Raw genomic sequence first — 26,476 nt, 5'->3', positions numbered from 1 at the left:
GCGGGCGACGCGATTATTGAATTGTGCCAGAAGCCCAAAGACGGCACGCCGATGGATTGCCCGCTTGCGGATTGCCCTTGTCGCGAGGCCGTGAGCCAGGGAGTCCGCTCATGAGCGTCTGGATGCTACTGGAACCTAAAGAACAGCTGCTGGCTGAGCTATTTCGACACGTCGATCACCCAGACTTCGTGCCGCTGTTTGATTCGACAGAACTGGCCGTCTACGCAGAGTTCAGCCCTCTGCTGGTGGCCGATGACAGCGCACAAACACTCTCACAGTTAGTACGTCAGGCACCCACTGATTGGCCTGGCCTGTTGATTGAAAGCGAGCATTCCCGCGATGCGTTGCTTGCACACCTGCGACACCTCCTCATCGTCCGTTTCGAACAGACCCGACGAGGCATGCTGCACTACTGGAATCCCAAGGTAGCGGGTCCGATTTTTTCCGCGTGTACCCATGAAAACCTCGCCGACTGGCTGGGACCGATCAGCCGCCTGCAGTGGCACTCGACCAGTGACACCAACTGGCAAACCCTTGACAACCCCACTGCTGCTTCCTGGCTTCCGATCGCTACCAAGCCTCTGTTGTCCATCAGTCTTGAACAGAGCCAGGCCCTTGAGCAGACGCTTTCACCATTGATGCCCAACGGACAGGAGTCCTGATATGACGCAAAGCAAACTGAGCCGCGGCCCTTGCTGCGAAATCAACAAGCTGATCGTCCAGGTCACTGGCAACGATCACCCGGACACTCAGCGGCTGGCCTTTTATGAGCATGACAGCCTACGCCGTCTAGATGCCCTGACCGACTCGGACCGTCCTGAACGTCTGACGGGCGATTCTCTACTGAGCAGCGCCCTTCACGTCTGGAGCTGGTCCAGCACCTTCAAACACCGCCTGTGGCTGGAAATCGCCAGCGTCGAGGGCCCACCGATCCGCGTACCGCTTCCCGAGGTCTCGATCACCACTCGCGAGTTCGATGGCCAGTGGAATCAGATCGTCCCAGTGGTGCCGTTTGTCGCGCTGCCCGGCACCAATAACACCCAAGACAAAGGCACCCCGGTCATGTGCCGCGCGGGTTTTATTTACGTGTTTCTCGACGGTCGGGTGTGGCGTGAACTGGAAGTGCGAGTCGAGGATGAGCAGACCGCTTATCACGACGTCGATTTCAACCGTTATCGGTTCGGCGACCATATTGATCCGGGGCCACGGCTCGCCACCGGGCAAGCACTGGAGGATATCTGGCTGCCATCCAGTTGGAATGACCTGCCGGTAGTGCCGCAGTTGTGCTTCAGCGAAATCCAGTTATCCGGGCCGCGACTGCGCTGCCTGGAAAACGACTCGGTGCTGCGTCGGCAACGTTGCCAAAGTCCGAACCTGCGAAGCTCTCTTGCAACGTTCAAGCGGCTATTTCGTAATAAACCTGACGGCACTGCAATGCTTGAGGCATTTGGTGCACTGACCGCCCACGATCTTGCCCCTCAATCGGCGGCGGCCGCAGCTCACGTCAGTTGGCTCAACTACGACATGCAAGCTTTTCCGGTCAGTATGGTTGCGCCACAACGGGCACGACAGCCGGGTTATGAATGGCTACTCGACCAACCGGCACGCTACCTGTGCGACCTGAGTGGGCAATTTCCGGTTTTCGCGCTGAGCGAAGCGCATGCCCACGTCACCCGCTGTGAGCGCGGTGACTCGGCATACCAAGCGGCTTCCATCGAAACCGGCGCGTGGGCGCATTGGATGGGACAGCTGTGTACGCCGCAGGCCGGCGACGAACTCTGGCACGAACAACCTGCAGTCCCGGATGTGCTGCACCGCGCGCGCCAACGCAATTTGTACGGCGTTATGCTGCAAGACCCACACTACCGGCTGCGTCACCTGCACACCCGGATCAGCGAACAACAGCATCTATTGCAGTTATGTGCCGCCCGCGCCAGCCGCTACGCGCATCACGCCAGTGCCTTGCTTGTGCAACAACTGGTGGTACCACCCACCGTGGGCGGCGGCGTTAACCCGATGCATAAGCAGCTTAGTGCATTGAAACTACAAGGCCGGCTCGACATTAACCGGTTCACCGCCAGCAGTGAACGCCAGCAAGTCTGGCAATCTCTGGAGTTGAGCCAGGCACTGCTGAGCGACTGCCTGACCACACGCCGAACTCAACAGACCGTTGCTGATCACCTGAGCATAGAAGGCTTTGACTACGTTGCTGCCGCGCACTTCGTCAGCCAGCTGTTTGCCAGCTTGGCGACTCGGCCCTCTCAGACCGACCCCCTAGCCGTCAATGGTGCGATTGGCGATGCAGTGAAAGGTGTCAGCACAGGCAGCACAGACCCCAGCGACGGACAACGACTAATTAACCATGTTGCCAATGACGAAACCCATCCGCTGCATCGGATGTTATGGCCGGCGCTTGAGTCCCAAGACATGGGCGCGCCTTATGTTCAACCCACCGTGGCAGACATCAACGGTGGCGATGGTCTGTTTCGACCGAACGCACTGCTGGGCGCCATCAGTTGTGACGTCATTGACCCGAAGCAGATCAACACACTGGACGCTTATCTACTGGCAGGTTTAGTGGGAAGTGGTTCGTTCAACAACACCCTCACCGGCACCCTCAAAGCGGTGGCCGCGGCGCTGGGCAGTTTCTTTGAAAACCTGCAAGGCTCGGTGGAAACGGCAGAACGAGCGGTGCAAGCGGCCAAAAATGTTCGGATATCCGGCAAGCCACCAACCCCAGCGATCAACCTGAACCAGCAAAAACGCGCCATGGCGCAACTGCGCAGCATGTTGCCTGGTAGCTTTGGCCCGGTGCAGTTCATTACCCACCAAGAGGCCAGAAACAAAAACCTGTACGTCTTTGGCTTGACCGACCTGCCGAAAATTCCGGAGCGCTTGCGCAGGCCGGAGCTTGATTATCGATCCGCTTCAGGGTTGTCGATGGTCGAATCACAACACTTGCGCACAGGGGGCGGCTTTCACGCCAACACCATCGTAATGGCCATGCCCAAGGATCACCGGATTGCACAGTTGGTTAGCGGTATTAACCAGAGAGTCAATGCCGCGTGGCAGGAGAATATGGCTGAGCAGGAGAAGGTCAAGGGCCATGCACTTGGGGATGCGGTTAAACACCAGAAAGCGTTGAAGAGCGAGTGGATGTACAAGGCGCTGAACTCCACACCGTTTGCGGCGATGGTGGGGATGTTGGAGGTTTGGAATTTGAGGAATGAGTTGGAGGCACGGAGCGCTACCGCACGTGAGAAAGGACGGACGAGGGCGGCTGGCGGCGTCATAGGTGCAGGGGTGGATCTAGTGATTGCCATGGAAGCATTGACAGTAAAACTTTCTGGTAGTCAGTCGATTCTGGCAGCCGCTCGTAAAACACTTTTTGTTATTCCCCAAACTGTTAGTGCTCAGATACTCGGTGAAAAGCTAGCCAAACGCCTGATCGACAAAGTATCCACTCGCTTGCTTGCTCAAGTAACCGCCGGATCAATCTTCGTTGGCCTCAACCTTTACGACGCCTGGCATGCCTATCAATGGGGCGACGATGCCATATGGGGCCATTTGCTGATGGCCGCAGGCGGGCTCACCAGCATTGCAAGTAGCCTCATGGTTGGCGGAGCTACGCTCCTTGGTTTGGGGCCTATGAGCTGGATCAGCCTGATATTGATCAGCATTGGCCTGGGCCTGGTTTACTGGCTGAGCTCTACCTCCATTGAAGATTGGCTCAGCGCGGGGCCTTTCGGTCCAAATAACGACCGAGCGCCCCATCTGCAAGATCCCAAACAGGCTTTTTACTACCTAGTCAGCCTGATTGCCGACATTCGCATCACCGTTGAACGCAATCCGGAATACAGCTTTCCGGCCTACAATGAACACTACAATCCAATACCCAAGCGTGTGCGTGCAGCCGATACCCGCGTTCGAATCGAAAGCAACTTGCCCGGCCTTTTTACTGGGCTGGGCGACCTCAGCACCAAAGCATCGTGTGCGCTGATGATGGTTCGTCGATTCCAGACTCGCTTTGACGGGCCGCCTCGCATAGAGACCCAGCTATATCCCGAAACAGAGCCAAGTGCCTATCGGCGGGAAAGCAATGGATTGGAAATGTTCATTGAGACACCGTGGGAGAGGTACGCTGAAACAACTCACTCCAACGATGCTGTGTCGGTGCGTGCAGTATGGCAAGTCCGCGCACAACTGACATTGAGCGATGGCAGTTCATCCTGGGTATTCCCCGCACCAAAACCTAAAGACCCAACCCCGTTCAGTTCGGCCCACGCCACACCTAACTTCAAGGAAGTGGAACAACTGTTCTGGGCGGATGAAACCACCCATAAAGCGCGGGGCGATAAATGAACTCGCCCAACTTGCCTTACTACGCGGCGACGGCGTATCGAGCAGATCGCATCCCCAGGCAACAACCATCGGCCGAGCGCTCTTGGATAAAGCGCTTTGCCAAAACTCGTTTGCCATGGGGGATGGCGCATGAAGTCGCACCGGATGACTTTTTGATAGAGGCGGCACCGGAAGACCTGCGCCGTGTCGAAACAGGCCAGCATAAAAAAATGGAGCAATTAACTCTAGGTACTTATGTGCCTGCTCCATATGAGCACGTGGACTTTCATGACCGGCACAATCATGAAAATTTTAGATTTTCTCTATGGTCGAAAAAGTCCCAGTTCTGGGTATACCTATTGGTACTTGGAAAAGGTTTCTTCATCATTTTATTTCCGGCTATTCTCATTACATTCGTTGTACTTGGACTTTCTTTAAAAGCATCTTGGAGTGATCTGTTTAGTGGGTTATTTTCAGGACTTTTCTCTTGGCTGCTAGGTGTTCCTCTCTTCTGTTGGGCGCTTGGCGCTATAGTCATCTACCACTTCCCCCACCTCTGGGTCAAACCCTCCCGAGGCCCAATCTGGGAAATCAACCGCCGAACCGGCCTCGTCACGCTCTTCGATTACGACAACAACGGCGAGTACAAAAAGAACGGCACCATCGGTGAGCTGACCGCGCCGTTCTACGAGTTCGACGCCTACATTGCGACTATCCCGGATCGTCAGGGCCTGTCGATGAATGTGCTGTACATCGCCCATCGCTACCGCGACATCGTCATCAGTTTCCGTCCTCTATTGGCCCCCGGCGAAGGTCAGTTGTGCTGCGCCTTGTGGGACTTCATACAAAACTACATGGACACCAGCCGCCCGCTGCCCGACTTGCCGCGCTACGAGCAATACCGTCATCTCGATCCAGTGACAGCGCAATACGACCGGAAAGTCGGCCGCAATCCACGACTGTGGATCGACATGGATGACACCACGTTCGACCAAGCGCTCTACGAAATGCGTGGCAAGATCGATGAAATCGACACCTTCCACCGCCCGAACTTGATGGCGCGGTATGTGGAGTATGTGGATTGAACGTTTGTTACCAACCAGAAAACCTGCGGTGGCCGCACTGGCGCTTTCGTCGGCAAGCCAACTCCCACAGAGTCCGCGTTGAAACAACTCACTCCAACGATGCCGTGTCGATGCGTGCAATATGGCAAGTCCATGCACAATTGACATTGAGCGATGGCAGTTCATCTTGGGTATTCACCGCGCCGCCACCAAAGGCCCCTCAGGCCTTTGGCCTAGCCTATGCCAAAGCTAATTTCTGGAGGGCTATGAAGACCAGCGTAAGCAACCAAGCTCTTTTATACATCCCGGAACGCTTACGATTTCACCGTCTCCGATGCCTGCCCCAGGCGCGGTTTTTGATCACACCAAGGACGGCAACACAAACGGGAATTCCTGCTGATGACTGGCAACCACCCCAGTGCCGTCTGCGTTCACCCAGCCGCGAAACATGCCGAGGGTGTTGAAGGGGGCGCTGACGTTGCCTTGGCCATCGATAGCGACAGCGCCAGCACCGATGCCTTGCTCATGAAATGTACCCATGATGAGGTGTTGCGCGGCATGCTCAAGGGTTTCGTTGCCGTAGAGAATGCGGGCGGCGATGTCGTGGGCAAAAACATGTCGGATAAACAGTTCGCCTTGGCCGGTTCCCGAGACCGCGCAGACGCCATCACGGGCATAAGTGCCTGCGCCAATTATTGGGCTATCGCCAATCCGGCCGACCGGTTTGTTGGTGTAACCCCCGGTGGAGGTAGCGGCAGCCAAGTGGCCTAGGCTATCCAACGCTACAGCGCCGACCGTGCCATGTTTCTCCGATTCACGCGCAGTTTTAAAGGTACCAGCTGCTTGGTGTTCACGCATTTTGCTCAAGGCTTCAATCCGGCGTGGGGTGGTGAAATATTGGTTCTCCACACAGGCCAGCCGTTGTTGCTGCGCATAGGCATCCGCCCCGGCCCCAGTCAACAGCACCGCGTCACCACCTTCGAGCAAGTACCGTGCAGCCAGAATCGGATTACGAATATGCCGCGCAGCGCACACAGCCCCGGCCGCCAACGTCGTGCCGTCCATGATCGAGGCATCCAGTTCATGTTCGCCATCGGCGTTCAGCGCGGCGCCGTAGCCAGCATTAAAGTAGATGGAGTCTTCCAGCACCACCACGGCAGCCTGTACTGCATCCAGTGCGGAACCCTGATGTTGCAAAATGCGCCATCCAGCGGTCAATGCGGCTTGCAACGCATCGCGCGCTTCTTGCCATTCCCGCGTGCTCATTTCATGTTCCGCCATGACGCCGCAACCGCCATGCAATGCCAACGCTACCGGGATGTTATGTGCGTGCATCGGGGTGATCTCCCGTTGTTCATGGGTGTCGATATTGCCTAGTCTTGATCCAGGTTGGGCGAGCATATCAGGGGCGGATTTGTGTGCGTTGAAGATCCTGCGCGCAACGTCTCTGGCATTGCCACCCACAACAGCACAAACGCCCCACCAGCAATGGCGGCAAGCGTGAGAAACGCCACGCTGTAACCCGCGCCTTGAACCACGAAACCAGCCAGGCTGTTACTCAGCGCGGCGCCGAGCCCAAACACAGTGGTGAGTGCGCCGAGGCTGACATTGAAACGTCCCGTGCCTTGGGTCAGGTCTTTCACCACCAACGGAAACAGCGCGCCGAACAGGCCTGCACCGACGCCGTCGAGCATCTGTATGGCGACCAGCCAATACGGGTCGTCTGACAGGGTATACAGCACTCCGCGTATGGGCAGGATCAAGAACCCGGCCAACAGCAGCGGTTTGCGTCCCCATTGATCGGCCTTGGTGCCGACTAGCCACGCCGCAGGGACCATCACCAGTTGCGCAGCAACGATGCACGCCGACGTCAACGGTGTGGCCATTTGCAAATTGACCAATGAAAGCTTTTGGCTCACCAACGGCAACATCGCCGCATTTGCCAAATGGAACAACGCACAGCAGGTACCAAATAGCAGCAAGGGCTTGTTGCTCAACAGTGAGCGCAGCCCGGATGGGTGTTCAGCATGGGTTGGCTTATGCGTATCGAAGCCCCTGGCGATGTCGTGATCAATGGCGTCAGCCGACACGAAGTTGATGGCGATGACACTGGCGAGGGCCATGGTCGCCATCAAATAGAACACGGCAACCGGGCCAAAGAGGTAAGCGAATCCTCCGGCCAACAATGCCGCGCAGGCGTTACCCGCGTGGTTGAAGGTTTCGTTGCGTCCCGTTCGGCGGGTGAAGGCGCGGGGGCCCGTAATGCCGAGCGAAATAGCGGCAATACCTGGGGCGAATACCGAAGCGGCAGCAGCGCTGATCGACTGGGTCAGCGCCACCAGACTGAATGACGTAATGAAAGGCAGCAGCAGGCAACTGATGGTCACTAGCAGCGCTGCCACGGCGATCACTGCGCGTTTGCTGTGTACCCGATCGATCAATGCTCCGGCAGGAGTTTGCGTGATCAATGCGGCGATACCGGCGAGGGTCATGACCACACCGATACTGGCCGGCTCCCAGTGATGAACCGCCAGCAGATAAATGGCCAGATAAGGGCCCAGGCCGTCACGGACATCGGCAAGAAAGAAGTTCAGCCCGTCCAGTGAGAAGTTGTTACGTCTATCTGATGAAGTGTCCAAGAGCCCATCTCGTTTGCCGCCACCCACAGAGTGTAGGGATAACAGTGTGGATGACTGATTGCCAAGGGTTAAGTTTCACCCGCAAAGAGAGCCGGTTGAAACGCAAGGCATCACCTGTGCGAATGGATGTGATGTTGTACGTTTATGTGCGGTTCTGCATTACCCGTAACTGTTTAATTTACCTGTACGCACATTCACCGCCGTCCCGAAAATGACACTCATGGACGAGACAAGATGAAGCCAATGTTTTTGTCAGTACGGTTTATGTTGGCACTGTTCGTTAGCTAAGCAACTAACTTTTTTTATATATCGTGGGTCGTTGAACAAATTATTCACACGCCGTCCGGCCTCAATGGCACTATGCAAACGGCGCACTGTTGCCCGTATCAACAATAAGAAAGGTAGTCGCTCATGACGATTCGAGGTGTGAAGATAGGAACTCGTGCGGGGCTTTTTTTTCTGGTCGTTATTGTATTGATGACGGTTTCAAGTGGCATATCGATGTGGAATATGCGGCAAATGCAAGCATTGACTGCCGATATCGAGGAAAACTCGATGCCCAGTGTCAGGCAAGCGGGCGTCATCGCCACCTCGTTGTTACGAATGCGCCTGGAAACGTTCAAGCTGATCACAGCCAGTGATACAGAAAGGAAAGATTTCCTGGCCAGTCTTGGAAAGTATCAAGACGCTATGAAAGCTGATATCAACGGCTATGCAAAGCTGGTTTCCGGTGAGCAAGAACGCAACGTTTATCAAGCGCTGGCCAATGATCTAGGTCCTTACAGCGACCAACTCAAGACCGTAGTGGACGCGGGTGATGCGCTTTCATTGACCGAGACGCTCGCCTATATAAACATCCACATCATCCCGCTTTCCAAGGAAATGCAGGCGTACGCGGATCAGTTGATCAAGATCAATGAGCAGAGTGCGTTGGAGTCGAGTATCAAATCCCGAGCGGCTTACGACAGCGGTGTTTTGTACGCGGTTGTACTGTTGCTGTGTTCGATCCTTGCCACCATTGTACTGGCGATCATCTTCACCAAAAGTATCTCCGCGCCATTGAGGGCGTTGGTCGACGCGAGCAAAGAAATCTCCAACAATGATCTTCGTCGGGACATTTCGATAGACGGCAAAGATGAAATCACTGAATTGCAGATCGCAACCGCAGCAATGCTCGGTAATCTGCGAAGCACCGTCAGGCTGATAGGCAGTTCTTCAACTCAGCTGGCCTGTGCGGCGGAGGAGATGAGCCAAGTCACCGAGGAATCCAACCGAGGCATTCAGCAGCAAAGCCTGGAGACGGACCAAGCTGCGACGGCGGTCAACCAGATGACAGCGGCTGTGGAAGAGGTGGCCCGCAATGCGTCGGCGGCATCAGTCTCCACCCAGGATTCAGAGCGCTCCACTCAACGTGGCCGCGAACGCGTAGCCAAGACCATCACTTCCATTGAAGGCCTGAACGCAACTGTCAATGCAACCAGCCAGCAAGTCGAAAAGCTGGCGCATTCAGCGCAAAGCATTAGCAAGGTGTTGGAGGTGATCCGGTCGATTGCCGAGCAGACAAATTTGCTGGCCCTGAACGCAGCTATCGAAGCTGCAAGGGCGGGTGATCAGGGCCGGGGGTTTGCAGTCGTGGCCGATGAGGTCCGTGCCCTGGCTCACCGAACTCAACAATCAACCCTGGAAATAGAGCAGATCATCAAGGGTGTTCAGGAAGGCTCACAGCATGCCGTATCGTCTATGGTCCAGACCAGAACAGAGGCGGACAGCACATTGCTGATCGCCCATGAGGCCGGTGCCGCGCTGGTGGAAATCGCTGCGGCGATTATCAATATCAGTGACCGAAACATGCTGATTGCCACTGCTTCGGAACAACAGGCCCAAGTTGCCAGGTCGGTGGACCAGAACCTGATGAGCATTCGCGACCTTTCTGCCCACTCATCAACTGCCGCAGAGCAAACTTCAACAGCCAGCCATGAGTTGTCACGGCTGGCCACCGAACTGAATGCGTTGGTGATGAAGTTTACCGTCTAACGCCATTACAGCCGGCCAGGCATCAAATCCTTGATGCCACGGCTTCGGCCTTCAACGCTTCGATGTCTGCCCAGACCTTTAGCTCCTCAGGGGTGCATCCCCTCGGTTGAGTGCTGCCTTAGAATCGTTTAGCGCCTGGCTAGCAGTGATAGCAGAAACGCACAGGGCGGTGAGAACTGTTTAATGGGAAACATTCTTCTTTGAAAAGGATGGCGTTATATTGTAACGTTGTCGCGCTTCGGCTCTGCCCTCGCTTCCATCAGCCGAATGCATTTCAGGAAAGTATCGACGTCGAGGAATTCTCCGGCCGTCGTTGCGCCATAGAAAACAGGAAAAATAAATGTTTCGATCAACTACTCGCCACCTGCAACCGACGCAGGTTTTTGGCTTGCTTATCTCATTCTGTGCAGCGTCCAGCTGGGCGGTCAGCGCTCAGGCGCAAGACGCATTTTCAGCTGATTCACAGTGGATGACCGGCGACTGGGGTGGCTTACGCACCGAGTGGCTCGAAAAAGGTGTCGACGTCCAGATGGGGTACACCGGTGAGTCGGCCTCAAACCTACGCGGAGGTTACGATAAGCATCACACTACCCGCTATGCCGACCAGTTCACCTTGGGTGCAACGGTTGATCTGCAGAAGCTGATGGGTTGGGACGACACCCAGTTCATGATCCAGGTCACCAACCGCAACGGCGACAACCTTAATACTGATAACCTGAACGACCCGCGCGCGAGCAGTTTTTCTGCCACGCAAGAAGTGCAGGGCACGGGCAGCGTCACTCGTCTCAGCGAGTTGTGGTTGAGCAAAGGTTGGTTGGACAGCGCGCTTAATATCAAGGCTGGCCGTTTCGCCTTCAGTGATGAATTCGGCGTCGAGGATTGCCTGTTCCAGAACTTGGCGTTCTGTGGCTCGCAACCAGGTAACTATGTCGACAGCATCTACAACAGCCCAATCAGCGTATGGGCCGCTCGGGTCAAATACAAACTGACAGACTCGGTGTACGCGCAAGTCGGTGTGTTTGACGTTAATCCGTCCAATCTGGAAAATGACAACGGCTTCAAGCTGAATGGCGCGGGTACCACGGGTGCATTGATACCGGTGGAGCTGGTTTGGGCACCGACCGTTAACAATCTGCCAGGCGAATACCACCTTGGTTATTACTACAGCACGGCCAACACCGACGATGTCTACAAAGATGCCAACAACCAACCGGCCGCTTTATCCGGCGAAGACTACCGCCGCGACAGCAGCCGTCATGGCTGGTGGCTGACCGGCAAGCAGCAGCTCACCACCGTTGATGGCGATGCCTCACGCGGTCTGACGATCTCCGCTAACACCAGCTTTTATGACCGCGCCACCACCCCGATAGACAGCTATCAAAAAGTCAGCCTGGTTTACACCGGCCCCTTCGACGCCCGTCCTACAGACACGCTGGGCTTCGGTGTTGCTCGTCTACACGCCAGCAACCTCTACCTGCGCAACGCCAAAGCCGCCAACGAAGCCAGTGGCCTTAGCTATGACGACGCCGACTACGTGCCAGAACAACACACTGAGTACAACGTCGAGCTTAACTATGGCGTGCAAGTCACCCATTGGTTGAACGTCAGGCCCAACCTGCAATACATCGCCCATCCGGGTGGCGTAAGGGAAGTGCAGAACGGGGTCGTGGCGGGACTTCAGGTGCAGTCGACGTTTTAATTTGCAAGATTATCTGTAGGAGCCGACACGTTGGCCCTACAGACAATGTGGAAACCCCAAATAAATTTAACTATTTGTTGACCTCGCAAGTGCTTGCGCAAGCGCTTGCGTAAATGAATTTATCTGACTAGAGTCGATTGCAATCAGGTCGCGCCGGGGCCCCACTTTCGGCGCAGGCCCACGATAAAAATAAAAATGCGTGAGGATAAAAATGAACAGCGTGCCTGGTCAGTTAATCCCGTTTTTGTTTTGCCCCTTTCAAAATCCGCCCACGACGTTTCAGTCGCGGGCGCGCCCATGACGCCCTCGTCTGCAACACCAGCGCTTTTGGAAATGCACGGTATCTCTAAGACGTTCAACGGTTTGCGCGTTTTGAAAAGCGTCAGCTTGAAAGTCTATCCGGGAGAGGTTCACTCGCTGATGGGCGAGAACGGTGCAGGCAAATCGACGTTGATGAAAATCCTCTCTGGCGCCTATCAGGCCGACCCTGGTGGTGAAATCCGCATCAATGGTCAAACGCTCGCCACCTACAACCCACTCACAGCCAAAGAGCACGGCATTGCAGTCATCTATCAAGAGTTGAGCCTGTGCCCGAACCTGAGTGTTGCCGAGAATATTTACCTCGGCCGTGAATTGCGTGCTGGCTGGACCACCGACCGCAAGGCAATGCAAAACGGCTGCGTCGATGTGCTGAAACGGCTAGGTGCCCAGTTCACGCCGCTGACTAAAGTCAGCGCGCTTTCCATTGCCGAGCGGCAACTGGTGGAAATCGCCCGAGCGCTGCACGCCAACGCAAAAATTCTGGTCATGGATGAACCCACTACGCCGTTATCGTCCAGGGAGACTGACCGGCTGTTCGACCTGATCAAGCAACTGCGCACGCAGGGCCTGGCAATTATCTATATCAGCCATCGCATGGCTGAAATTTACGAATTGTCGGACCGAGTCTCGGTGCTGCGCGACGGTGAATACGTCGGCGTGCTCGAACGCGAGGCGCTGTCTGCCGAAGTGCTGGTGAAGATGATGGTCGGCCGCGACTTGTCTGGCTTCTACAAGAAAGAACACGCGCCGTACGATCCCGGCGCGGTGGTGATGCGTGTACGCGACATGGCCGATGGTGGGCGAGTGCGCAGTTGCAGCTTTGATGTCCATGCGGGTGAAGTGCTGGGTATTGCCGGACTGGTGGGCGCTGGACGGACTGAATTGGCGCGGTTGATCTTTGGCGCCGACCCGCGAACGTCCGGCACGCTGGAAGTGGCGGGGCAGGCCGTCGCGCAGCTGCGTGACCCCGCCGATGCGATCCGTGCTGGGGTGGTGTACCTCACCGAGGACCGTAAAGCCCAAGGGCTGTTTCTCGACATGAGCGTTCGCGGCAACATCAATGTCTGCGCTTGCGTGCCCGATGCCCATTACGGGGTGCTGGACCTAGAGCACGGTGCGCAACGCTCGAACGACGCCATTCGCTCGCTGTCGATCCGGGTTGGCTCGGGCAAGGTCAATGTTGGCGCCTTGTCCGGGGGCAACCAACAGAAGGTCCTGTTGGCACGTCTACTGGAAGTCAAACCGCACGTACTTATCCTCGACGAACCCACCCGTGGCGTCGACATTGGTTCGAAATCAGAGATTTACCGGATCATCAATGAACTGGCCAAAGCCGGGGTTGGCATTGTGCTGATCTCCAGTGAACTGCCGGAAATCATCGGCACCTCCGACCGCGTATTGATCATGCGCGAGGGCCAGTTGGTGGCGGAGTTGGGCGGTACCTCCGGGCGTGAGATTACGCAGGAAACAATCATCGATCTCGCCACCGGGGCTGAGCAGGCTGAGATACACGCCGCCTGATCCGATGACTCTGACCAAGCACTCAAGGTACGACCGCCATGAATGAGAAAACTGAGAAGACCGATGCCATGGGAGTGCCAGTCACCAATACCGGTGCTGTAGTGGCGGTTGGTAGAGGCGAGAAAGTGCGTGAACTGCTGCGTACGGTGGGCATGTTGCCAGTGCTGATTTTGCTGCTGGTGGGCTTTGCCCTGATGAGCGAAAACTTCTTTACCGTGCAGAATCTGTCGATCATTAGTCAGCAGGCATCGGTCAATGTGGTGCTGGCTGCGGGCATGACCTTTGTGATCCTCACTGCCGGGATTGACCTGTCGGTAGGCGCGATTCTGGCGGCGTCAGCAGTGGTGGCGATGCTGGTCTCGACATCGCCGCAGTTTGGCATGCTGGGCATCGTCGCCGGGGTCGGTTTCGGTTTGTTATTGGGTCTCGCTAACGGTGGACTCATTGCGTTCATGCGTTTGCCGCCATTCATCGTGACCCTCGGCGCGCTGACTGCGATGCGCGGCCTGGCTCGGCTGATGGCGGACGACAAAACCGTGTTCAACCCGGATTTGCCATTCGCGTTCATCGGTAACGATTCGGTCCTCGGCGTGCCGTGGTTGGTGATCATTGCGGTGTGTGTCGTGGCGTTGTCGTGGTTCATTTTGCGGCGTACGGTGATGGGCGTGCACATCTACTCGGTGGGCGGCAACCCAGAGGCTGCGCGCTTGTCGGGTATTAAAGTCTGGCGGGTGCTGCTGTTTGTGTACGCGGTGTCCGGTGCATTGGCTGGCTTGGGAGCGGTAATGACTGCGTCACGCTTGTCGGCGGCCAACGGCCTGCAATTGGGCCAATCTTACGAACTCGACGCAATTGCTGCGGTGATTCTCGGCGGCACCAGTTTTACCGGCGGGGTGGGGACCATCGGCGGCACGCTGATCGGTGCCTTGATCATTGCTGTGCTGACCAACGGCCTGGTGCTGATGGGCGTGTCTGACATCTGGCAATACATCATCAAAGGCATCGTGATAATCGGCGCCGTGGCGCTGGATCGTTATCGCCAATCCGGTGCGCGGACCTGATTCTGGAATCTAGCTCTATCACAATAACCACAAGAGATAAGCCATGAACTTCAAGCTCAAGTTTCCTGCCGTTGCTTCGCTGTTATTGGCCGCGACCTTGTCTGCGGGTGTGGAGGCCCGGGATTTAAACGCGGTAGGCATCACCGTCGGTTCGTTGGGTAATCCGTACTTTGTCGCACTGGTGGACGGCGCCAAGGCAAAAGCGACGCAGATCAACCCAAAGGTCAAGGTGACTGCGGTCTCGGCGGACTACGACCTCAGCAAACAATTCACCCAGATCGATAACTTCATTTCGGCGGGTGTCGATTTGATCCTGTTGAATGCCACCGACCCAGCCGCCATCGAGCCTGCGATCCGTAAAGCGCGCAAGGCCGGCATCGTCGTGGTAGCTGTCGACGTGGATGCCAAGGGCGTTGATGCGACGGTACAGACCGATAACGATCTGGCCGGACGCCTGGCATGTCAGTTCATCGTCGACAAGTTGTCCGGCAAAGGTAACGTGATCATCCAGAACGGCCCGCAAGTAACCGCCGTTACTGACCGGGTTCATGGTTGTAAAACGGTGTTAGCGGCAGCGCCGGGGATCAAGGTGTTGTCAGACGATCAGGACGGCAAGGGCTCTCGCGAAGGTGGCTTGAATGCGATGCAGGGTTATCTGGTGCGGTTCCCTAAAATCGATGGGTTGTTCACGATCAATGATCCTCAGGCCATTGGCAGCGATCTGGCGGCCAAGCAACTGAAACGCAGCGGCATTATTATTACTTCGGTCGACGGTGCGCCGGACATCGAAGGTGCGTTGAAGTCTGCTGGTTCTTCTATCCAGGCATCGGCCAGTCAGGACCCGTGGGCTCAAGCGCAGGATGCGGTGACCATCGGTTATGACCTGCTCAACGGCAAGCCACCGGCGGACAAGGTCAAACTGCTTGCGCCGACCTTGATCACCCGTGACAACATTGCTTCTTACACCGGTTGGACTCAGCACTAACGAGTAGTGGGTCTTGGCTAACAAGACTCGTTTAATGTGAAGCACGGGGCGGAGTGATCGCAGTGGTTACGATGGATGATGTGGCGCAACTGGCCAACGTATCGACTTCAACGGTTTCTCACGTGCTGAACGGCACGCGCAAGGTCAGTCCGAGCACCGTGCTTGCCGTCGAAATGGCGATCAAGCAACTGGATTACATTCCCAATACATTGGCCCGGTCGTTGGCCCGGTCGACGACCAATACCATTGGTGTGGCAATCTCGGCGCTTTCTAACCATTACTTCAGCGAGACGGTGCACGCCATCGAAACTGAATGCGCCAAGCACGGAATCATGATGTTGTACGTGGACACTCACGATGATCCCGAGCAGGAATTGCGCGTGGTGAGAGCGCTGCACCATCGACGGGTCGACGGCATCTTGCTGGCACCATCAATGGACAATAAACAGCAACAAACCCTGGCGTATCTGCGGGCTAACCAAATACCGACGGTGCTGGTGGACAGGCTGGCCGCGAAGGATTTCGATCAGGTAGGTGTCGAGAACAAACACTCTTCTCAGGCTTTGGTTACGCATTTGATTGAGCATGGCCATCGACGAATCGGACTGGTCGCCGGTCGTCGAGGGTTCAGCACCACGCAAGAACGTATCGAAGGTTATAGGGCTGCGTTGAGTGCAGCAGGTTTGCCATTTGATCCGCAATTGCTGGTGAATGGCGAGTCGAGCAGCGAACCTGCGCGACTGGCTACGCAGCAATTGATGACGCTGGCTTCACCACCCACGGCGATTATGGCTGCTAACAACATGATGACCATCGGTGCCATGCACGCCCTGCGCGATGCGGATCTTGCGGTGCCCGGGCAGATGGCGCTGGTGGGGTTTGATGACTTTGACTGGGCGGATTTTTTTGTCCCACGCCTGACCGTAATCGCGCAACCGGTAGAGGCATTGGGCGCGCGAGCGGTGAAATTACTGCTTAAACGCATCGAGTCGCCTGAGGGTAAGCGGCAAACGGTGCGTTTGGCGCCAACGTTACGCGTTCGAAATTCATGTGGGTGTCTATGAGCATCGCTGTCTCCCTCGGGATTGATCTTGGTACCTCGGAACTAAAAGCCGTACTGTTGGACGCCCACGGCACAGTGTTGGCCCATGCCGGGGCTAAACTGAAAATCCTCCGCGCGCACACCGGTTGGTCCGAACAACATCCTGAGGATTGGTGGCAAGCCTGTCTGAATGCATTGGATCAACTGCGCCTGCGTCAACCGGATGCTTATTCGCGCATTGCCTGCATTGGGCTGTCCGGGCAGATGCACGGCGCGGTGCTGCTTGGCGATGACGACCGTGTTCTGTACCCGGCGATTCTGTGGGATGACTCACGGGCGACAGCTCAGGCCGAGCAACTGGCGCGCGAGCACCCTGAATTTGCTGAGGTTACTGGCAGTCTGCCAATGGCCGGACTGACTGCGCCTAAATTGCTGTGGCTAAAACAGCATGAGCCAGAGGTATTCAGCGAGATTGATTGCGTGCTGTCGCCCAAGGATTACCTGCGCTTACGGCTCACCGACAAGCGCATCAGCGATGTCTCGGACGCTGCGGGTACGCTGTGGCTGGATGTGGCCAAGCGCGACTGGTTTGAACCGATCGTGCGTGCAACTGGGCTTGAAATGGGTCAAATGCCGCGCTTGGTTGAAGGCGGCGCTGTGTCGAGCGAGTTGAATGAGGCTGCAGCGCAGCGTCTGGGCTTGTCGGTTGGGCTGGTGATTGCGGGTGGCGGGGGAGACAACCCGGTTTCGGCGGTGGGAATCGGCGCGATCAATGCCGGCGACGCATTCATCACCTTGGGCACCAGTGCCGCGATTGTGGCGATCACCGATCACGTCGCCGGTAATCCCGCGCATGCGGTGCACACCTTTTGTCATGCCATACCGGACCGTTGGTACACCATGGGCGCCATGCTGGCCGGCGCCAGCTGCTTGCGTTGGGTGACGCAGTTAGTAGGCTTCCCCGATGAGCAAAGCTTGTTGCTGCAGGTGCAGACGCTTGTGCCGGTGGATCAGTCGGTGCCGCTCTCATATCCACTTTTCCTGCCTTATATCGCAGGCGAACGAACCCCACACAACGATCCTCTGTTACGCGGAGGCTTCATGAATCTTGGGCACGACTGCTCACCGGCCATGCTGGGTTATGCGGTACTGGAAGGGGTCGGTTTCGGTTTGCTGGATGCGATGAACGCAGTGCAGTCTGCTGGGGCACAGGTGGATGCGTGCGCATTGGTGGGAGGTGGTGCGCGCAGTGATTACTGGGCGCAGTTGCTAGCCAATATTCTTGATCGGGAAATCTATACGCTGCAAGGCAGTGACCTCAGCGCGTGTATTGGCGCTGCCAAGTTGGGATTTTTAGCGAACGGGCAGGGCGAGGATTTACTGCAGGCGGGCATGCCGGTTAAGGCGCGATATTGGCCGAAGGTTGAGCAACAGGGTGTGCTGAAGCAGCGCCATCAGATGTTTCGCGGATTGTTGCCGGCGGCGAAAGCGTTGCATGGGTGAGGGGAGCGCGAAATAACTGAGCCGGTCATAGGCTACTGCGTGTAATATGCATAGCAGCCTATCGATCTTCGCAAATTAAAGATTCGGCGAGCAAACGATCATTATTCCTAAATTTTCAGCCTTTCGGGGTTCTATCGATGAATATCGACGAGCATAAATTTGCAGGTATTGACCTCAACTTATTAGTGGTTTTTATGGTGATGTTTCGCGAAGGAAGCGTCTCCAAAGCGGCTAAGTATCTGAATGTTCGGCAGCCTGCGGTCAGTGGCTCACTGGTAAGGTTGCGGAACTGTTTTGATGATCCCCTGTTTTTTCGCGAGGGAAGAGGGATGCGGCCAACGAGCAGGGCGATTGAGATTGCCACTGCGTTGCTGCCAGCAATGAGCATTATTGGCGCTGTTATCAGCGGCGAAATGCCCCACGGGTTTACTTGAGCCCTATCGCAATTCGTGGCGTAGCGCAAATTTTGCGAACCAACGCTAGGCGTCGACGCACCGCGGCTTCTATGCCCGCGGCGTCGAGTCCGCATTCGGCGAGCATCTCGGCTGGTTTGGCGGGTTCCACATAGCGATCCGGCAATCCGAGATGGAGCACCGGCATCACCAGATTTTCGTTGGAGAGAAACAACGCCACTGCGCTGCCTGCACCGCCCTGGATGCTGTTTTCTTCCACAGTCACCAACAGCTCGTGAGTGTTGGCCAATTCACGTATCAATGCCGCGTCCAGGGGTTTGACGAAACGCATGTCGGCCACGGTGGCATCCAGTGCTTCGGCGACCAGCAATGCTTCCGCCAACTGCGCACCGAATACCAACAGTGCCACCTGTTGACCTGTACGACGCACCACACCTTTGCCGATATCGAGGGGCTCAAGGCCGGACTCGATGGTTGCATTGGGTCCACAGCCGCGGGGATACCGCACCGCCGCCGGGCCTGCATAGGCGTACCCGGTGCTCAGCATGCGCCGTAGCTCATTTTCATCACTGGGGGTCATGATCAGCATGTTGGGGATGCAGCACAGATAAGACAGGTCAAAGCTACCCGCGTGAGTCGGACCATCTTCGCCCACCAGACCGGCGCGGTCGATCGCGAACAGCACGTCAAGATTTTGCAGCGCGACATCGTGGATCAATTGATCATAGGCACGCTGCAGGAAGGTCGAATAGATCGCAACCACTGGCTTCAAGCCTGCGCAGGCCATGCCCGCAGCCAAGGTCACCGAGTGTTGTTCGGCGATAGCGGCGTCGAAATAGCGTTCTGGGTAGCGAGCGCTGAAGGCGACCAGATCCGAGCCTTCTTTCATGGCCGGTGTAATGCCGGTCAGGCGTGGATCAGCGGCGGCCATGTCGCACAACCACTGACCAAAGACCGTGGAGTACTTAGGCCCGTCGGACTTCTTTGGCGGCGGCGCCGCTATTGGCTCGCGCTTGCTGATAGCGTGATAGCCGATTGGATCGGCCTCGGCAGGTGAAAAACCCTTACCTTTGCGAGTAATAACGTGCAGAAATTGCGGCCCTTTGAGCTCGCCTATCTGGCGCAAATTATCCAGAAGGCTCGGTAGGTCATGGCCGTCGATGGGGCCGATGTAGTTCCAGCCAAGCTCCTCGAATACGCTGCCGGGCACTAGAATATCTTTGGCAATTTGTTCGGTGCGTCGCGCAATTTCCCATGCTCCCGGCAGACGCGACAGAATGCTTTTGCTGCCCTCGCGCAGATTGGCGTAGCTGCGACTTGAAAGGATCTTCGCCAGATAATTGGACATGCCGCCGACATTATTGGAAATCGACATGTCGTTGTCGTTGAGGACCACCAACATATCGGCATGAACGTCCGCAGCATGATTGAGCGCTTCGAACGCTATACCGGCGGTCAACGCACCATCGCCAATCACTGCGATGTGCTTGCGCTTTTCACCCTTTGCACGTGCAGCGATGGACATGCCCAGGGCGGCGCTGATTGACGTGCTGGAGTGGCCTACGCCGAAGGTGTCGTACTCGCTCTCGGTACGACGCGGGAAGGCCGCTATCCCGTGCTTCTGGCGCATGGTATGCATTTGCCCTCGTCGACCGGTGAGGATTTTGTGCGGGTAGGCTTGATGGCCGACGTCCCACACCAGGCGATCATCCGGGGTGTTGAAGACGTAATGCAAGGCCACCGTCAGCTCGATCACACCGAGTCCGGCACCGAAGTGGCCGCCGGTGAGGCCGACGAAATACAGCAGTTCCTCACGCAGTTCATCAGCCAATTGTTCAAGCTCTAACTCGCTGATCAAACGCAATTCGCCAGGCGTCCCAGCGCGGTCCAGTATCGGAGTGGCGGGGCGCAGATGCGGAATCTCGTGGAATGTCTTGGACATCGGACCATCCTCTTGCGGACACAGCCCATCGTAGACGCCGTCGTATTTAGTGGCGCCGCTCGATGATGTAGAGGGCAAGCGCACGCAGCGGTTCGGCGACAGCGCCGAATGGACGCAATGCGTCGAGCGCCTGATCACACAAATTGTGTGCATAGGCCTTGGCCTCCTCAAGGCCGAGCAGAGCGGGGTAGGTCGGCTTGTCATGGGCAATGTCTGCGCCTTGGCGCTTGCCGAGGGTCGCGGTATCGCTTTCGACGTCGAGAATGTCGTCCTGTACCTGGAAAGCCAAGCCGACCGCCCGTGCATACGCACGCAACGCCTGCAGCGAGTCGGCATCGGCCTTGCCGCTGGCGAGGGCCCCTAACTGCACGCTGGCTTCGATCAGCGCGCCGGTTTTGTGGCGATCCATTTTTTCAAGAGCCGCTTGCGTGAGCTGGTGGCCGACTGCTTCGAGGTCAATGGCTTGGCCGCCGACCATGCCAGCAGGGCCCGCGGCGTGCGCCAGGATGCACACCATTTGCAAGCGCAGCTGCGGATTTTGTTGGGTGTAGCGAGCGTCGGCGAGCACTTCGAAGGCCAGTGCTTGCAGGCCGTCTCCAGCGAGAATTGCATTGGCCTCATCAAAGGCTTTGTGCGTGGTGGGTTGGCCGCGACGCAGGTCGTCATCGTCCATCGCCGGCAAATCATCATGAACCAACGAGTACGCATGTATCAGCTCTACGGCGCAGGCGGCACCATCAGCGAGCGCGGCATCGCCCCCCAACGCTTCGCATGCGGCATACACCAATAATGGTCGAACGCGTTTCCCTCCGTTCAGCACGCTGTAGCGCATGGCTTGATAGAGTCGCTGCAACTCTTCACACGGTGGATGCAGGACTGATTCCAGGGCGGCGTCAACGCGCGCCTTGCATTGCTTCTGGTAGGTCAAAATCATGCTGAGTCTCCGCGTCGATGGAGTATTGGAGAGCGTGCTCGCAAGGCCGGATTGTTTAGATTCTCCGCAAACGGGGCATTCCATCAGCCCTCACCGTTATTGTGCTCCGGGAGCATGCGCACCGGAATGCGTGCAGCGTTGGGATCGACACGTTGGTACAGCACCGGAAGGTCCGCGGCCATGGAACCATCCGTTCGCGGGCCCAACAAAGCAACGCGCAAGGCTTTCAATGGGTGAGCGAACGTATCGTTGACGGCACTGCCTTCGAAGCCGCAATGGGCCATGCAGTTATCGCACTTGGGATTGACCCCAACGCCGTAATTTTCCCATTGTGTATCGTCCATCAATGCCTGATAGCTTGGCGCATAACCTTCGTCTACTAACAGGTAGCAAGGCCTCTGCCAGCCAAAAATGTTGTAGGTTGGGTTGGACCAAGGCGTGCATTGATATCGCTGATTGCCTGCGAGAAAGTCGAGAAACATGGACGACTGATTGAATACCCATTTGCTTTTGCGGTGTTTGCCACGCTTGAACACTTCACGAAATAGGGTTTTGCTCTCGGTGCGGCCCAGAAAGACATCCTGACGGGGTGCGTGCTGATAGCTGTAGCCCGGTGAGACGGTAATGCCTTCGATGCCCAAGGCTGTGGCGTAATCGAAAAAATCCGCAACCTCGTCCGGCGGTTCCTGATTGAACAAGGTGCAGTTGATGGTCACCCGATAGCCACGTGACAGCGCCAATTTGATTGCCTCGACAGCCTTGTCGAACACGCCTTCCATGCACACCGATTGATCATGGCGCTGCTGCAAACCATCCAGATGGATCGACCAAGTGAAGTACGGTGACGGCTCATAGTCGTCGATGTGTTTGGCCAGCAAAATGGCATTGGTGCACAAGTAAACGAACTTCTTGCGCGCAACGATACCGCGCACAATCTGCGGCATTTCCTTGTGAATCAGCGGTTCGCCGCCGGGAATCGACACTACCGGCGCGTCGCACTCGTCTACGGCGCGCAAAGCATCTTCTACGCTCATGCGCGTCTGTAAAATATCCTTGGGATGGTCGATTTTGCCGCAACCGGAGCAGGCCAAATTGCACTGAAACAACGGCTCCAGCATCATCGCCAGCGGGTATCGATGCTGGCCGCGCAATTTTTTGCCGAGAATGTAAGTGGCGATTTTGACCTGTTGAACAAGGGGAATGCCCAAGGGGGGCCTCCATTTATCTGTCTGCACTGCGAATATGGGCGCACGGCAAATAGTTATCGGGAGCCGTAAACCGGCTAATCCATCTGGTCCACTACATGCCACCTACGCGTAGGCAAACGGATCAGTAGTCATTACTAAGAAACGACCTCGAACAGTGCGCTATGTTCCCTGCGCAGGCGTTCCCATTCTGTCTTGAACCACGGGGTAAATATCTGGGGCTGCTCGGCTATTTCCAGGTCCAGCGCTTGCGGGGACACGTAACGCAATGCCGCGACTTCATTCAGATTGAGGATCGGGGCGTCGTCACTGTGTCCTGCGTACACCCAGCACAATTCATGCTCGGCACCTTGCGCATCGAATTGCGCCTGGTATTTGAACTTGAACATAAATTGCGCAGTGCAGGTCATGCCGAGTTCTTCACCAAGACGCCGTTCAATCGCGACCTCCAATGACTCGCCGCGTCGCGGATGGCTGCAACAGGTATTGGACCAATAGCCCGGCCATAGGCGTTTACCCGCCGCACGTTGCTGCAATAACAGTTCACCTCTCTGATTGAACACCAGCAACGAAAAGGCCCGATGCAACACCCCTTGTCCCAAATGCGCGGATTCCTTGTCGAGAAAGCCTATCTCCTGATCAAACTGATCGACCAGCACCAACGGTTCGTCATTGAAAGATACTACTTTGTTGGAGTGCTGCCATAGGCGATCGTTTGCTTTTTGAGTAGTCAAGATCAACCCCCTTTCTCGATCTCATGTACCTGCACTGTAGTGCAGAATTTTCACTGCGCAATAGCTTCTATGGATATCGACGAGAGTGCTGCAGCAAGAATGCGGTATCCGGTCTATGTTCTGTAAGTCATGTTCTGCAAGGCGGGCCATCCCTGCATGTCGACCTATGAGTTCATCAGCGTGTTCGCGTTTTACTTCGGCACTTTACTGACTACGGTGTGCGCGGGGTATGCGCTGGCGTCGGTGGTCGCGGTACTCATCAGCGCGCACCGCCGCCCGGTTCCGTCGCCCGATGTCAACGAGCAAATGCGGCCGGTGAGCGTGCTAAAACCGCTGCACGGGGCCGAACCGAACCTGTATGAGAACCTCCGTGGTTTTTGCCAACAGACGTACCCGCATTACCAATTGATAGTGGGTGTGCGTGATCCGCAAGACCCGGCCGTTGCAGTGGTTCAGCGGTTGCGCGGGGCATTTCCAAACGTGTGCATTGATCTGGTGATCAATACGCAGGTGTATGGCGCGAACCTCAAAGTCAGCAATTTGTTGAATATGTTGCCATTGGTCCGATGCGAATGGTTGGTATTGGCCGATAGCGACATCAGCGTGCCAACGGACTACTTGTCACGAGTCACTGCGCCGCTGGCAGATCCAGAGGTCGGCATCGTTACCTGTCTTTATCACGGCGTACCTAACGACGGATTTTGGTCGTCCATGGGTTGCCTGTTTATCGATGACTGGTTTGCGCCTTCCGTCCGTCTGTCGCATGTTTTGGGCTCGACCCGGTTTGCTTTTGGCTCGACCATCGCGCTGCGCCACGACGCGCTGCAGGCGGTTGGCGGCTTGGAAAAGCTGCGCGATACCTTGGCCGATGACTACTGGTTGGGTGAACTGACGCGCCGCGCCGGGTTGCGTACTGTGTTATCAGATCTTATGGTTGGCACTGATGTGAACGAGCGTGGTCTGACTGGTTTATGGGCGCACGAACTGCGTTGGTTACGGACGATTCGCTCAATTGCACCGCTGGGGTTTGCCATGAGCTTCGTCTGTTTTACGTGGCCGGTGTCGCTACTCGGCCTGGCTTTGGCGCCCTCAGTATTCAGCGGTGTGCTGGTGGCCATCGCGCTTGGCGCCCGAATGCTGCGGTTTTTTCTGATCCGTGCTGACGGTCCCCAGTTGATGCCAAGGTACGGATTGTTACTGACACCGTTTCGTGATCTGTTGCTGTTGTTTGAATGGGCCGTGGCGTTGACCGGCTGGCAAGTGAAGTGGCGTGGTCAGGTTCTACACGCAGATAAAAACGGACCAATACACCATCGTTAAGACGTTAAGACGTTAAGACGTTATGGCGTGTTGGCTGGCAATTAGCGTATCTCGGCCGCTTGGCCGTTGGAGCTAGTAGTCCTATGAAGACACTCTTTCTGCAAGCGCCGTCCTTCGACGGTTTCGACGGCGGTGCCGGTTCGCGTTACCAGGCCAAGCGCGAAATCAAAAGCTTCTGGTACCCAACCTGGCTGGCCCAACCTGCCGCGTTGGTACCCGGCTCGCGGTTGTTGGACGCCCCGGTTGAAGAGCTGTCGGTGGAAGACACATTGAACATCGCCGCTGAGTACGAGTTGGTGATCATTCACACCAGCACGCCATCGTTCCCCACCGACGCGAAGTTTGCTGAACTGCTGAAGGCTCGGCGTCCAGAGATTCTGATCGGGATGATCGGGGCCAAAGTCGCGGTCGATCCCACTGACTCACTGACCGCATCAGCGGCCATCGATTTTGTCGCGCGTGAAGAATTCGACTTTACCTGCAAAGAAATTGCCGAGGGCCGTCCGCTCAAGGACGTCGCAGGGATTAGTTACACGCTTGCGGACGGCCGCGTTCAGCACAACCCGCCACGCTCGATGATCGAGAACATGGACGAGCTGCCCTTTGTGGCTCCGGTCTACAAGCGTGATTTGAAAATCGATCGCTACTTCATCGGTTACCTCAAACACCCGTACGTGTCGATTTACACTGGCCGTGGTTGTCGCTCAAAATGCACTTTTTGCCTATGGCCGCAGACGGTTGGCGGGCACCGTTATCGGGTGCGCTCGGCGGCCAACGTGATTGCCGAGGCAAAGTGGATCAAGCAGAACATGCCCGAGGTCAAGGAGCTGATGTTCGACGATGACACGTTTACCGACAGTTCACAGATGGACCGCGTACACGAAATCGCCCACGGGTTACACGCGCTGGGCTGGACGTGGAGCTGCAACGCCAAGGCTAACGTGCCCTATGAATCGCTGAAAATCATGAAAGAAAATGGTCTGCGCTTACTGCTGGTGGGTTATGAGTCCGGCGACGATCAGATCTTGCATAACATCAAGAAGGGACTGCGCACTGACATTGCCCGCACCTTCACCAAGAACTGCCGCAAGCTGGGCATTCAGGTGCACGGCACATTCATCCTTGGACTGCCGGGCGAGACCAAAGAAACCATCGCCAAGACCATCGCCTTCGCCAAAGAGATCAACCCGCACACGGTTCAAGTCTCGCTGGCCGCGCCATATCCGGGTACGCAGATGTACAAGCAGGCGGTTGAGAATGGCTGGTTACAGCCCAACTTGGATATCAACCTGGTGAATGACAAAGGCGTGCAACTGGCTCTGATCAGCTATCCGCACTTGTCGCGGGAGGACATTTTCCACGGCATCGAAACCTTTTACCGGAGCTTCTATTTCCGCCCCTCGAAGATTTGGGAAATCGTCAGGGAGATGCTCGGCAGCTGGGAAATGACCAAGCGCCGCCTGCGTGAAGGCGTGGAGTTTTTCCGATTCTTGCGCGAGCACGAGGCTTGACCCGATGCTTGACGCAATATTTGCCAGTAGGGCGAAACCGCGCTTGATCGTGACCGCTGATGACTTCGGTCTTCATCAAGCGGTCAACCAAGCGGTAGAACAAGCATATCGTTCGGGGGTTTTGCGAGCGGCCAGCTTGATGGTGGCTGCACCCGCAGCGGCCGATGCTGTGGAGCGCGCGCGGCGAATGCCCGGTTTGGCGGTTGG

At 56.5% G+C, this 26,476-nt stretch carries 20 protein-coding genes; 14 read left to right on the top strand and 6 right to left on the bottom strand.

The window, feature by feature from the left end; genetic code table 11:
• Positions 1-110: 110 nt before the first annotated feature.
• Genes M0974_RS11025 through M0974_RS11015 form a run of 3 tightly spaced genes read left to right on the top strand, consistent with a single transcriptional unit; the run spans position 111 to position 5,426 of the window.
• Entirely contained in the window at positions 111-662 is a 552-nt protein-coding gene (locus tag M0974_RS11025; RefSeq protein WP_297836164.1) for a DUF4123 domain-containing protein, read from the top strand.
• A gap of 1 nt (position 663) precedes the next feature.
• Positions 664-4,362 carry a hypothetical protein gene (locus tag M0974_RS11020; RefSeq protein ID WP_297836162.1) on the top strand — a complete coding sequence of 1,233 codons (3,699 nt, stop codon included), beginning with the start codon at positions 664-666 and terminating at the stop codon, positions 4,360-4,362.
• On the top strand, positions 4,359-5,426 hold the full coding sequence (locus M0974_RS11015) for a hypothetical protein (RefSeq protein WP_297836160.1): 1,068 nt from the start codon (positions 4,359-4,361) through the stop codon (positions 5,424-5,426). The genes M0974_RS11020 and M0974_RS11015 overlap by 4 nt, the downstream gene beginning before the upstream one ends.
• A gap of 339 nt (positions 5,427-5,765) precedes the next feature.
• Here M0974_RS11015 and M0974_RS11010 read toward each other — a convergent pair whose 3' ends face one another.
• Entirely contained in the window at positions 5,766-6,740 is a 975-nt protein-coding gene (locus tag M0974_RS11010) for an isoaspartyl peptidase/L-asparaginase family protein (RefSeq protein ID WP_297836158.1), read from the bottom strand.
• Positions 6,741-6,778: 38 nt separating this feature from the next.
• Positions 6,779-8,044: an MFS transporter gene (locus tag M0974_RS11005; RefSeq protein WP_297836156.1), complete on the bottom strand. Its 1,266-nt coding sequence runs from the start codon at positions 8,042-8,044 to the stop codon at positions 6,779-6,781.
• Between the two features lie 411 nt (positions 8,045-8,455).
• Here M0974_RS11005 and M0974_RS11000 point away from each other — a divergent pair, with 411 nt between their 5' ends.
• The 8 genes from M0974_RS11000 to M0974_RS10965 all read left to right on the top strand — a co-directional run bounded on the left by M0974_RS11000 (position 8,456) and on the right by M0974_RS10965 (position 18,644).
• Positions 8,456-10,078, top strand: a complete 1,623-nt coding sequence (locus M0974_RS11000; protein WP_297836154.1) for a methyl-accepting chemotaxis protein — start codon at positions 8,456-8,458, stop codon at positions 10,076-10,078.
• Positions 10,079-10,418: 340 nt separating this feature from the next.
• On the top strand, positions 10,419-11,777 hold the full coding sequence (locus tag M0974_RS10995; RefSeq protein WP_297836152.1) for a carbohydrate porin: 1,359 nt from the start codon (positions 10,419-10,421) through the stop codon (positions 11,775-11,777).
• 297 nt (positions 11,778-12,074) lie between these two features.
• Positions 12,075-13,619 carry a sugar ABC transporter ATP-binding protein gene (locus M0974_RS10990; RefSeq protein ID WP_297836150.1) on the top strand — a complete coding sequence of 515 codons (1,545 nt, stop codon included), beginning with the start codon at positions 12,075-12,077 and terminating at the stop codon, positions 13,617-13,619.
• Positions 13,620-13,687: 68 nt separating this feature from the next.
• The gene (locus M0974_RS10985) at positions 13,688-14,680 is read left to right on the top strand and encodes a ribose ABC transporter permease (RefSeq protein ID WP_297836166.1); all 993 of its coding nucleotides are present in this window, start codon (positions 13,688-13,690) and stop codon (positions 14,678-14,680) included.
• A 43-nt stretch (positions 14,681-14,723) separates the two neighbouring features.
• Positions 14,724-15,665, top strand: coding sequence for an ABC transporter substrate-binding protein (locus M0974_RS10980; protein ID WP_297836148.1), 942 nt, complete (start codon positions 14,724-14,726; stop codon positions 15,663-15,665).
• A 62-nt stretch (positions 15,666-15,727) separates the two neighbouring features.
• Positions 15,728-16,729: a LacI family DNA-binding transcriptional regulator gene (locus tag M0974_RS10975; protein WP_297836146.1), complete on the top strand. Its 1,002-nt coding sequence runs from the start codon at positions 15,728-15,730 to the stop codon at positions 16,727-16,729.
• Positions 16,726-18,210 carry a xylulokinase gene (gene xylB / locus M0974_RS10970; protein WP_297836145.1) on the top strand — a complete coding sequence of 495 codons (1,485 nt, stop codon included), beginning with the start codon at positions 16,726-16,728 and terminating at the stop codon, positions 18,208-18,210. The genes M0974_RS10975 and xylB overlap by 4 nt, the downstream gene beginning before the upstream one ends.
• A 137-nt stretch (positions 18,211-18,347) precedes the next feature.
• Complete coding sequence (locus M0974_RS10965; protein WP_297836143.1) at positions 18,348-18,644, top strand: LysR family transcriptional regulator; 297 nt, start codon at positions 18,348-18,350, stop codon at positions 18,642-18,644.
• On the opposite strand, the gene dxs is transcribed toward M0974_RS10965, so the two are convergent.
• The 4 genes from dxs to idi form a co-directional block, all read right to left on the bottom strand.
• Complete coding sequence (gene dxs / locus M0974_RS10960; RefSeq protein ID WP_297836141.1) at positions 18,637-20,565, bottom strand: 1-deoxy-D-xylulose-5-phosphate synthase; 1,929 nt, start codon at positions 20,563-20,565, stop codon at positions 18,637-18,639. The genes M0974_RS10965 and dxs overlap by 8 nt on opposite strands.
• A 46-nt stretch (positions 20,566-20,611) precedes the next feature.
• The gene (gene ispA / locus M0974_RS10955; RefSeq protein ID WP_297836139.1) at positions 20,612-21,499 is read right to left on the bottom strand and encodes a (2E,6E)-farnesyl diphosphate synthase; all 888 of its coding nucleotides are present in this window, start codon (positions 21,497-21,499) and stop codon (positions 20,612-20,614) included.
• 83 nt (positions 21,500-21,582) lie between these two features.
• Positions 21,583-22,707, bottom strand: coding sequence for an adenosyl-hopene transferase HpnH (gene hpnH, locus M0974_RS10950; RefSeq protein ID WP_297836137.1), 1,125 nt, complete (start codon positions 22,705-22,707; stop codon positions 21,583-21,585).
• A 134-nt stretch (positions 22,708-22,841) separates the two neighbouring features.
• The gene (idi, locus tag M0974_RS10945) at positions 22,842-23,438 is read right to left on the bottom strand and encodes an isopentenyl-diphosphate Delta-isomerase (RefSeq protein ID WP_297836136.1); all 597 of its coding nucleotides are present in this window, start codon (positions 23,436-23,438) and stop codon (positions 22,842-22,844) included.
• Positions 23,439-23,594: 156 nt separating this feature from the next.
• On the opposite strand from idi, the gene hpnI reads away from it, so the two are divergent.
• The 3 genes from hpnI to M0974_RS10930 form a co-directional block, all read left to right on the top strand.
• Positions 23,595-24,758 carry a bacteriohopanetetrol glucosamine biosynthesis glycosyltransferase HpnI gene (gene hpnI / locus M0974_RS10940; RefSeq protein WP_297836134.1) on the top strand — a complete coding sequence of 388 codons (1,164 nt, stop codon included), beginning with the start codon at positions 23,595-23,597 and terminating at the stop codon, positions 24,756-24,758.
• 83 nt (positions 24,759-24,841) lie between these two features.
• Positions 24,842-26,269 carry a hopanoid biosynthesis associated radical SAM protein HpnJ gene (gene hpnJ, locus M0974_RS10935; protein ID WP_297836132.1) on the top strand — a complete coding sequence of 476 codons (1,428 nt, stop codon included), beginning with the start codon at positions 24,842-24,844 and terminating at the stop codon, positions 26,267-26,269.
• A 4-nt stretch (positions 26,270-26,273) separates the two neighbouring features.
• Positions 26,274-26,476, top strand: a 203-nt coding sequence (locus M0974_RS10930) for a ChbG/HpnK family deacetylase (protein ID WP_297836130.1), incomplete at its 3' end; no start/stop codon positions are given.

Source organism: Pseudomonas sp., assembly GCF_026224925.1.
Lineage (GTDB): Bacteria > Pseudomonadota > Gammaproteobacteria > Pseudomonadales > Pseudomonadaceae > Aquipseudomonas.
The sequence above is the reverse complement of the archived record's forward strand: the minus strand, read 5'-3'. Positions and strand labels throughout refer to the sequence as shown.

Bases quoted from the DNA above. Each gene is read 5' to 3' on its own strand.
- M0974_RS11025 (WP_297836164.1), top strand. From the start codon at position 111: ATGAGCGTCTGGATGCTACTGGAACCTAAAGAACAGCTGCTGGCTGAG.
- M0974_RS11020 (WP_297836162.1), top strand. From the start codon at position 664: ATGACGCAAAGCAAACTGAGCCGCGGCCCTTGCTGCGAAATCAACAAG.
- M0974_RS11015 (WP_297836160.1), top strand. From the start codon at position 4,359: ATGAACTCGCCCAACTTGCCTTACTACGCGGCGACGGCGTATCGAGCA.
- M0974_RS11010 (WP_297836158.1), bottom strand. From the start codon at position 6,740: ATGCACGCACATAACATCCCGGTAGCGTTGGCATTGCATGGCGGTTGC.
- M0974_RS11000 (WP_297836154.1), top strand. From the start codon at position 8,456: ATGACGATTCGAGGTGTGAAGATAGGAACTCGTGCGGGGCTTTTTTTT.
- M0974_RS10995 (WP_297836152.1), top strand. From the start codon at position 10,419: ATGTTTCGATCAACTACTCGCCACCTGCAACCGACGCAGGTTTTTGGC.
- M0974_RS10990 (WP_297836150.1), top strand. From the start codon at position 12,075: ATGACGCCCTCGTCTGCAACACCAGCGCTTTTGGAAATGCACGGTATC.
- M0974_RS10985 (WP_297836166.1), top strand. From the start codon at position 13,688: ATGGGAGTGCCAGTCACCAATACCGGTGCTGTAGTGGCGGTTGGTAGA.
- M0974_RS10980 (WP_297836148.1), top strand. From the start codon at position 14,724: ATGAACTTCAAGCTCAAGTTTCCTGCCGTTGCTTCGCTGTTATTGGCC.
- xylB (WP_297836145.1), top strand. From the start codon at position 16,726: ATGAGCATCGCTGTCTCCCTCGGGATTGATCTTGGTACCTCGGAACTA.
- M0974_RS10965 (WP_297836143.1), top strand. From the start codon at position 18,348: ATGAATATCGACGAGCATAAATTTGCAGGTATTGACCTCAACTTATTA.
- dxs (WP_297836141.1), bottom strand. From the start codon at position 20,565: ATGTCCAAGACATTCCACGAGATTCCGCATCTGCGCCCCGCCACTCCG.
- ispA (WP_297836139.1), bottom strand. From the start codon at position 21,499: ATGATTTTGACCTACCAGAAGCAATGCAAGGCGCGCGTTGACGCCGCC.
- hpnI (WP_297836134.1), top strand. From the start codon at position 23,595: ATGTCGACCTATGAGTTCATCAGCGTGTTCGCGTTTTACTTCGGCACT.
- hpnJ (WP_297836132.1), top strand. From the start codon at position 24,842: ATGAAGACACTCTTTCTGCAAGCGCCGTCCTTCGACGGTTTCGACGGC.